This is a genomic window from Paraburkholderia humisilvae, assembly GCF_902859855.1.
GTDB classification, from domain to species: Bacteria; Pseudomonadota; Gammaproteobacteria; order Burkholderiales; family Burkholderiaceae; genus Paraburkholderia; species Paraburkholderia humisilvae.
The window spans coordinates 1-8088 of the sequence record NZ_CADIKH010000136.1; the positions used below are offsets into that span (position 1 = coordinate 1).

An 8088-nucleotide genomic window follows, 5' to 3' on the forward strand; every position below is an offset into this window, starting at 1 on the left:
AGCGGCAGGCTCATGAGGCGGTCCACTGTAATGCGGTATCCAACCCGCGCATATCAGCCTGATCCACCGTCGACATTACTGCTGCGCCGTCCTCAGGAAACTGAATTTGCCTATGAAAAGACGGAAAACCACTACACCGATTGACACGGAAAATCATATCAGTCCAATTGTCTGCCCGCGCCCGTGATTTGGCTACGGCAAGTGATCCACAAGGTGAGCTGTTGGGCAGTTGGATATGAGAACGCGGAAAAAGCGAATGGCGGGCGGTAAAAGCCCGCATAGGGGTTCAAGATTTTCCCCGACCTGAAAGGGTGCAGACTTCCGCGTGGTGCAGTTGTCGCAGGTGTTCATTTGAGGTTCGATTGCAGGGAAGCCTGAAAGAGACCGTTTTACGACGGTTCAGCGCCCTTCGTCTCAGCAATGAGATGAACCAACGATGTGACGGCTTGCGAAGGGCTTGTGCAATTCGGCAAGACCGGCGTCAGCAAGGCGCTTAATGCTGTGCGCGAGCCGTGTGCGGGGAAAGCTCGCATGCACGGTTCTTCGGGGGCCGCGTTTCCGAGAGGAAGCGTGGCTACCCACTAGCCACCGCGACAATGTAGCCCGGCGCAAGCCATGCTGAGGTCGTGAGATCGAGGTTCCTCTGCAAGTGTCAATGCGGAGGGGGCATTAGACTGGATGGCAAGGTTAAGGGATCTGAACCGCTGATAAACACCGTCATGTCTACGGGGCCAAAGACACTGATAGGTCTTACCCAAACGGGAACGTGGGTACGTCTGCGCGTTCGGTACTCGTGCAGCACGGACACAATGCCACCGGTCGTGCTCGGGGTATGGCGCAACAGTAGCCGACGCAGGCCGCCTTGAGTTCACGGGTACCACAAACGGATCGGCCACTTTCATTACAGGTACGAATCCCGCCGCACTGGTCCAGGGCAACTCCACGGAGTCGATACTCACCGGCCGCCTGCGCTCCAGGACGATCCACTTGCACAGCTGGTTGGCGCTCACACCCGCCTTCAGCGCTAGCCCGGCAGCGGACGGCACCGAGCTTCTCGCAAGCTTCAATCAGTCGCCGCTTGCCTTCAGGATCAAAGCAGCGTCGGCGCCTTCGTCAACGCGCGTGACTTTGAGAGGAAGGAAATCAAGATCGCCCGGGTCATGTTGCGTTCGCAAGTTGAGCGCGGACGCTTGATCTCGCAACGAACATGCAGGGCGGGTAGGAACTATCACTTACCCTCGAAACGCTACATCGCGTTCCGGCAGGTGCCCTCATGCAGGCCGAGAGTCGCTCGGACTTAATGTTGCAGAATCAACCAATCGTCAAAACTGAAGCCGCGAACCCGTACGGTGTTCAAAGGCAATGTCGCGCCTGCCATCATTCTGATCTTTCTGCGAAGGCGCATGACGATAGTATCGAGCCGATTCTGGCTGTATGTCATGTAATTTTCACCGAACTCATCGATGATCCGCCTCCTGGTCACAACCTCTCCCTGCTCGAGTACGGCGAAAATCTTAAGCAACGTGAATTCAAGGTTGGTCAGTTTTGTCTTCTTGTCGTTAGGGGCTGCGAGTACGTGCTGGCGCAAGGAGAGGCACCACGGTTGGCTTGCACCACACGCCAGACTGGCAAAGTGCAACGGAAGTGGACGTTCTTGGTCAACCTGCAGGACCGCCACGTTTCTGGATGTCTCGATAAGACGGGACGCCGCCGGCGGAGCGCTCATCAGGTCGCTACCCGTTAATCTGAATCCCGCGTTCTTCAACGCGGCACAAATCTCGTCCTTTTTTACCGGGTCCTCGTCCTGAAGAAAAAGAATTGCCATCATCTTTGCCCCGAAGCAAGTCGACACACGTCGATCAATAGACGTTGTTTGAATTCATCGAATGCGGTCCTGTCACCTACCGATTTCCTCGCCCCTTGAACGCCCTCCCGATATGCCGGGAACGCTCCTCACGTTTTGCAAAACACGCTCATGGTTCGAGGTCACGCAGTGCCCAGTTTGCCGGCACTGCATGTTGACCGCCGCTTTTCCCATCGCACCTGCATCTCTCTTTTATTTCACCCTGATCCGCTGCCACTCGCATCATCGTTCGCGTTGCGACCGAGCATCCAGCTGTGACATGGAGGCTCAGCCGGCTATTCATTTCGCATATCTAATTAATTAGCGGAAAAAGCCATAATCTCCCGATCTGTTACGACGTGGCGGACGGCCCCGACTGCTGCGCGCGTACTAACAGGAATCCCAGCCAGTAACTCATGAGCGACAACGATCTGAGCAGCCACAAGAGACGGGGGTGCCGTTGAGCAGACGGGGCCGACTGTGCCCACATCTCCAGCAACCCGTCAGCGAGCGGGCCATCGAGATGAGCATTTCGGCCTACGCAACCCCGTGCCACGCCTGCCGCGTACACGCCCATCAAGGTCCCTCTAAGTTCGCGTTCAAGTCGTCTTCGACTGCGTCGCCGCCTCCATCGTGAACAGCCTCTGCCTTGTCCCGTGTTGAGAGTCCAACGCAGTTGTAAGGACCATTGCATCAGAACCAGCATTTGGTACGTACGCGCAATGGCGCCGCATGCCCACTGTGCCACCGCCGCCCCCGTACGAGCTACATGCTGCCACTTCCATTTCGTTACACCTGCAATATTCACTTCCAAGCCCCCCTCCAAACAGCCAGAGCTCTGGCAGGGCCGCCGCAGGGCACAAAACCTCATAGACGTACCCCATCGCATCATCGTCCGCTCTACGCCGTAGCCTTCGGGGCCACTTCCGAGCGTCGATTGAATAGCGCGCCGGTTTGCGATCACATATTCGCCTGAAAAATCCTCACCATTGTTATGCGCTCTACTTCAAAAAGGTTTGATACCGCTTGCCGAGGACAAAAACGATCATTTGTATCAGAGTAGGTCTGACGAATCTAAGTATTTGTTTTTTCACGTCGAGCCTGATCATTATATCGGTCGGACAAAATCGATCGTTTTTGTCCAGTACAATCTGCAGTGGCGCAGTCAGTTTTTTCTTGATTTTCAAAACCTACAGGATGCCCCAGAGGATGACATTTATTGGCTACCGACATAATCCCGACCAGTTCACCGACTACAAGCAGTACTCGCACCGCCTGGCTCACACCCCTCTGGCTCCTGCCAACCGACGCCCTCGACGATCTCGCGGTTCGCATGTGGAGTCTGACCGTCCACCAGGTGCACGCATCGGTTATGCACGCGTGTCCACGGATGAGCAGAATTTGCGCATGCAGGTCGACGCACTGCAGGTGGCTGGTTGTGACCGGATCTTCACCGACCAAGGAATATCCGGAGCGGACTTCTGTCGCCCGGGGCTGGACGCGGCGCTTGAACAGTTGCGCCCGGGCGATGCGCTCGTCGTCTGGCGGCTCGACCGCCTTGGCCGGTCACTTACGCGACTGGTTGACCTGATCAACTTCCTGGCTCGACGTGAGGTCGATTTCATCTGCGTCATGGAGTCCATCAATACGCAGTCCCCTGGTGGTGTTCTGGTCTTTCACATGATGGCCGCACTCGCCGAATTCGAACGCAGCGTCATCAGCGAGCGCACTCGCGCGGGCCTGGCTGCCGCGCGTGCTCAAGGAGCCCAGCTCGGACGAAAGCGCGCACTCTCGCCCGCGCAGCTTAAGCAAGCGCTACAACTGGCCAGGACCTTGCCGCTCACCGAGGTCGCCAGGCGATTCAATGTTCACCCTCGTACAGTCAAGCGTATGCTTACCGCACATGCGACGCTCGCCAACTCGGGGGCGGCGGTCCCGCATATCAAGGACGCAAGCTTGTGCCCGAATGTTAAGGCGAAGAAAGAGTAGAAAAGCTACAGCCGAAAAGGGCATGCGGCAACGTTCACCAAGACATCAGATCCTGCATAGCGGTTGCGCCTCGAATTGAACTTATGCGCATCGGCGACTTGTCGGCTCTCACAAAACCAGCGATTGAATGCGACTCGGCGTTGGCGGGAGGCGGAACGCCGCGTTGAGCGCCACACGAGGAAATCCGATATGCAGCCCCTAGCCCGGCGAATGAATATGACCTCCGCCGTGACAATCACAGACCAGCAGGTGCGAAAGCACCTCCATAAGGGTGCCGACGAGAAATCAAGACGCTCGGAAACGCAGGCTTCGCGTGCGCCCGAGCGATAAGTGAAATCGGATTGTCGAGCTGTGCAGCACCAGCCGTCACACGCTAAACCGCATGCGCGAACCCGCGCACGTTGGCACCTGGCCCTCTCCTCAACAGTCAAAGGCTCCCGCCAGGTTACCGGACGGACGATTCCAAGGAAAATTCCCGCTCCACCATGGCCCCGGTCGTTGAGGCCCAGGTCGGTGCCGCGGTGTTCGTCACTCGCGCGTGCGCGCTGCATGGGCATCCACCGCCCGGACCGGCATAGCAGAAAAGCCAAGGAGCCGCCCGCTGGACTTAAAGCGGGGGAATCCCGGTGCCTGTCCAGCCTTGAGGCGCCGGAAGAATGCCTGAAACGTAAGGTCCAGTTCGCGACGCGTTTGCTGTAGCGCTTTCGAACCCAGCCCGACGGGCCAAGGGAGTGCGGCTTTGATTTCCGGCAGGACATTTTACTGGTCGTAGCAGCAGATCGCCCGCCGGCACCCAACAGGTTTGCCGAACACCTAGCCCGGTTCGCCTGGAAACCGGTGTTCTGCAACCGCGCCTGTTTTGTTAAGAACGCCGGCACGCCAACGCCGGAAACGGTGCAGGTCAATGTGCAGGCTCATGGTGCCGGGGAGCATGCCAGAATGTCTGCCACGAAGAAAAAGGCAAAGCCGCTCGCTTGACCCGCTCTTGCCCGGTCGGCTACACCTGTGGGTTCGGTCGCGAGCCAGATCGCATAAATGCGGATCATCGCAGCGATCCCTGTAACTATGTCGCACAGTCGTTGGCCGCCGACAGTGGACAGCAAAGCGTAACCGTGGCCCCGCCGCGGCGGACCTCTATGCGGATCTCGCCCCGATCCGTCGCAACGGCTGGCGCTTGAAGTTGTAGCGGTACGAATGCCGCCGCCGGTGGCAGCTGCGCTTCGTCCGGCGCTGGCTGGCCGCTCGCACGCTGCGGCGCTGCCACCACCCACCGGCGCAGCATGTTCGCGTTCAGGCGATAGTGCAGCGCCACCGCGATAATGGACACAATGCTCCTTCCGATGGGCCGTACACCTCAACGTGCCTTTACCGGGGCCTTACTGAAGCACGAGTGCTCCGCCCAATCATCAAGGACGGCGGCCGACGCCTCGGCATGGCTACGGCATCAGTCCCGCCGCCTCGTTTGCGTGAAACGTCCGGCAACCGTGGCTGACAGCCTCGGTGGCCGCTCACTGCTCGCGCGCCAATTGTCCGCGAATTTCGCCACTCGGGTACTTAGCAGTGTGAATGTTGAAATACCACTGTCCCGCTATCAGTTCACTCACTTGCTCCTTAGTCAACGTGGCCGAACCCTCTATCGGGTCTTTGCCCGCATCCGTGGAGATCGGCACCACAATGGCCGCGTTCTTGCCAACAGTCGCTGGACGATGAAAATGCGCAGCGGCCGCCAGCCCAAACAAGCCCTCATAGGTAATAGTCCATTTCAGCAACCTCGTTGATGTGTCTAATTTCGCATCCAGAGTGCCATGACCGTCGCTCAAAGTTGCTGGCACTTCGCTTGATGCCTCGAGATCGGCGTCGAATGAATCCGTCTCCGCGAAGGCAGTACTCGCCACGAACGCGAGACTAGACACAGCCACCTGCAAGTTGTAAAAAATGCAAAAAGCGATCTTGATACCCGCAAGCCATCCCCACACGCACAGCATCATTGTTGTTGAAGGGTTCGCCAACCGATGAATCGTCGCGGCCGAGGCAAATTACACGCCTGCGCCCGAGAGGAAATTGCGTCTCGTCTCAAGCGGGGACAGCTTAACAACGCACACGGAGTTCCGAAATAAACCAGATAAGACTCAACTAACACCCACATCGCCTTATACATAAAAACACCATTTTCAATGCTTATTGATTAAATTAATCTTCCCAGAACAATTTTTGCAATCCTGGCTATCAGCGATGCGCCAAAAATTCATTTTTACAACTCCATTTCTTTTAATTTATATATAAAATCGTTTGAAATCGATATTTTCCCAATCGTCAAACAGATTTCGCGTCTGGGGTCGTGCACCCCATTCTGTTACCTCCAATCGGTCAGAGCTGGTTCGAATTCCTTAGCCTCGGTTGGAGTAGCGTGCTGAGCCGATCAGACGAATCCCAGAACGCGAGGGGGTATTCTTTTTATCGACAACAGGATCCTGATGGAACGTCTCGCCTCAGGGCGAGCTTGCGAAGAAAAAAGTGCATGAAGCTGACAACAACCAATTTCGCAGCGGCCTGGCTACCGGCAGTCAGCAGCTGCAGGTCACAGAAACGATCTTTAGCACTGGCCTTGGCCGTACTGCGCCCGAGCCAACCGCATCTCCCATACATGGAAAAGTCGTTTGTCACACATTTGAGCGCATACAAGATCTCCTCACTTAATTCCCGACGTTGGCCCGCTGCTTGCGCCCGAGCTGGAACTGCTGAACCAAGATTCTTCTCCTGGTTAGGAACAGGCCAGACTGCCCCCCCAAATGAGCGAGTCGAACGCACCGGTGTGGTCTCGCATGAACCGGGTGTGTGCGCAGCACTTCTGGAACGAGACGACGTTCACTGATCACCGGGCGGCGGTGGCGTGCACCCGGCGTTTGCCGTCACTGCATCGCTCTCATTCATCATGAGGCTTGTAAGACAGCGGTTTTTGAAGCGTGAAACGATAACGTAGCCACCACGCCTCATTAACATTCGTTATGCATAACTATCTTGTTGTTTTATATTTAATTCCTGCATAATGCACATTCATTGTATTTTCCAAACAAGCAAACACCTTTTATTCAGTTACCTTTCCAATGGGCTTGCGGGACTCGGCGGAGTAGAATCTAAATATCGGTGAATATGGGGAACCGCGCTAGTGCGAATGGCAATGGCCGTCGCCCAATGTGTAGCATGAAGCGTCTTGACGGTTGTAGCTGTTGGCGTCCTTTGCTCACATGACACCGACCCGCTGATGCGGCATCAGTCAAGGGGTAGCCACTGGTCTCTTAAACCTCACAGACGTGGGCGACGGAATCGGTCTGTCATCGACCGAATCGGAAGCTATCCACGATTGCACGCAAACGCCTTTAGACGTCTTTCCTGTCAAATGATTTGACTGCGCCGAATGGGTAAGCGCAGGTATCGGCCCAACACGTGATTAGATCGTACCATCGGCCGTCATGGACGACACGGCACATTGACCGGGTGTCAGTCGAACTTGCACCTGCATCGCCAGAGTCGATCTGAACAAAACGCACGTCATCAAGCGTAACATGCGCTCGAAGCGGCTCCCCACGCTCGATCTTGGATAGCCGTCCGGCCCGCTGAAAGAACATCGGGGGCCTTGGCCTTGCTGACGCAATCGAGACGCCAGCCCCTGACAGGTTGCCGCCTTTCTCGACGGGTAGTGTGATGATCATCTCGCTACGGGGATTAGGGAATTGTAGATGCCACTCGGGGCCGGCATCAGGGTGATGCCCGAGCCGGCGGGGGCCTCTTGCAAAAAGCGATGCTAAGGCTCGTAGTACCGCCGGGGACCGGAGTCTCGCCCGCCAGGAGCATCGACGATCCCATGAATGACAGGCAAATCACGATGATTCGTGTGACCAAGCGTTGTCGAATTTCTATAGTGACAGGAACACCCTTTGCTCAATGCGAATCATGGTTAAGCAAGCGCCATTTTGCTAGAAGGTGTTAGGCACTTTATGTCGGGACCTGGTATCCTGGCGGGATGAAAAAACGCAGGCCATACCCAACAGATGTCTCGAATGAAGAGTGGTACTTCGCTGCTCCGTACCTGACCTTGATGAACAAAGACGCACCGCAGCGCCGCTACGAACTGCGCGAGATGTTCAAGAGCAATTGTCAAATCTGGTGTACGCGGTGAGCAGGTTCATCAGGCGGCGAGCGATTGCTGAACCGGTGTGCTGTCGATCACCGGGATGCCATTTCTGAAAGGAATGCCT

Annotated in this window: 5 protein-coding genes and 1 pseudogene; 2 read left to right on the forward strand and 4 right to left on the reverse strand. The window is 56.4% G+C overall.

The genetic code is table 11. The features are described from left to right. Positions 1–1297 precede the first annotated feature (1297 nt). Positions 1298–1828 carry a DNA-binding response regulator gene (locus HV796_RS39090; RefSeq protein WP_175233137.1) on the reverse strand — a complete coding sequence of 177 codons (531 nt, stop codon included), beginning with the start codon at positions 1826–1828 and terminating at the stop codon, positions 1298–1300. Between the two features lie 1089 nt (positions 1829–2917). Then, positions 2918–3127: a hypothetical protein gene (locus HV796_RS39095; RefSeq protein WP_175233136.1), complete on the reverse strand. Its 210-nt coding sequence runs from the start codon at positions 3125–3127 to the stop codon at positions 2918–2920. A gap of 51 nt (positions 3128–3178) precedes the next feature. Here HV796_RS39095 and HV796_RS39100 point away from each other — a divergent pair, with 51 nt between their 5' ends. Continuing rightward, entirely contained in the window at positions 3179–3832 is a 654-nt protein-coding gene (locus HV796_RS39100) for a recombinase family protein (protein ID WP_281369985.1), read from the forward strand. A gap of 1063 nt (positions 3833–4895) precedes the next feature. On the opposite strand, the gene HV796_RS43610 is transcribed toward HV796_RS39100, so the two are convergent. Beyond that, positions 4896–5159, reverse strand: coding sequence for an IS66 family insertion sequence element accessory protein TnpB (locus tag HV796_RS43610; RefSeq protein ID WP_246356325.1), 264 nt, complete (start codon positions 5157–5159; stop codon positions 4896–4898). 181 nt (positions 5160–5340) lie between these two features. Further along, positions 5341–5817, reverse strand: a complete 477-nt coding sequence (locus HV796_RS39105; protein ID WP_175233139.1) for a CHRD domain-containing protein — start codon at positions 5815–5817, stop codon at positions 5341–5343. Positions 5818–7853: 2036 nt separating this feature from the next. Here HV796_RS39105 and HV796_RS39110 point away from each other — a divergent pair. Continuing rightward, positions 7854–8006 (forward strand): annotated as a pseudogene (locus HV796_RS39110) (IS5/IS1182 family transposase); the annotation flags it as partial. Positions 8007–8088: the final 82 nt, after the last annotated feature.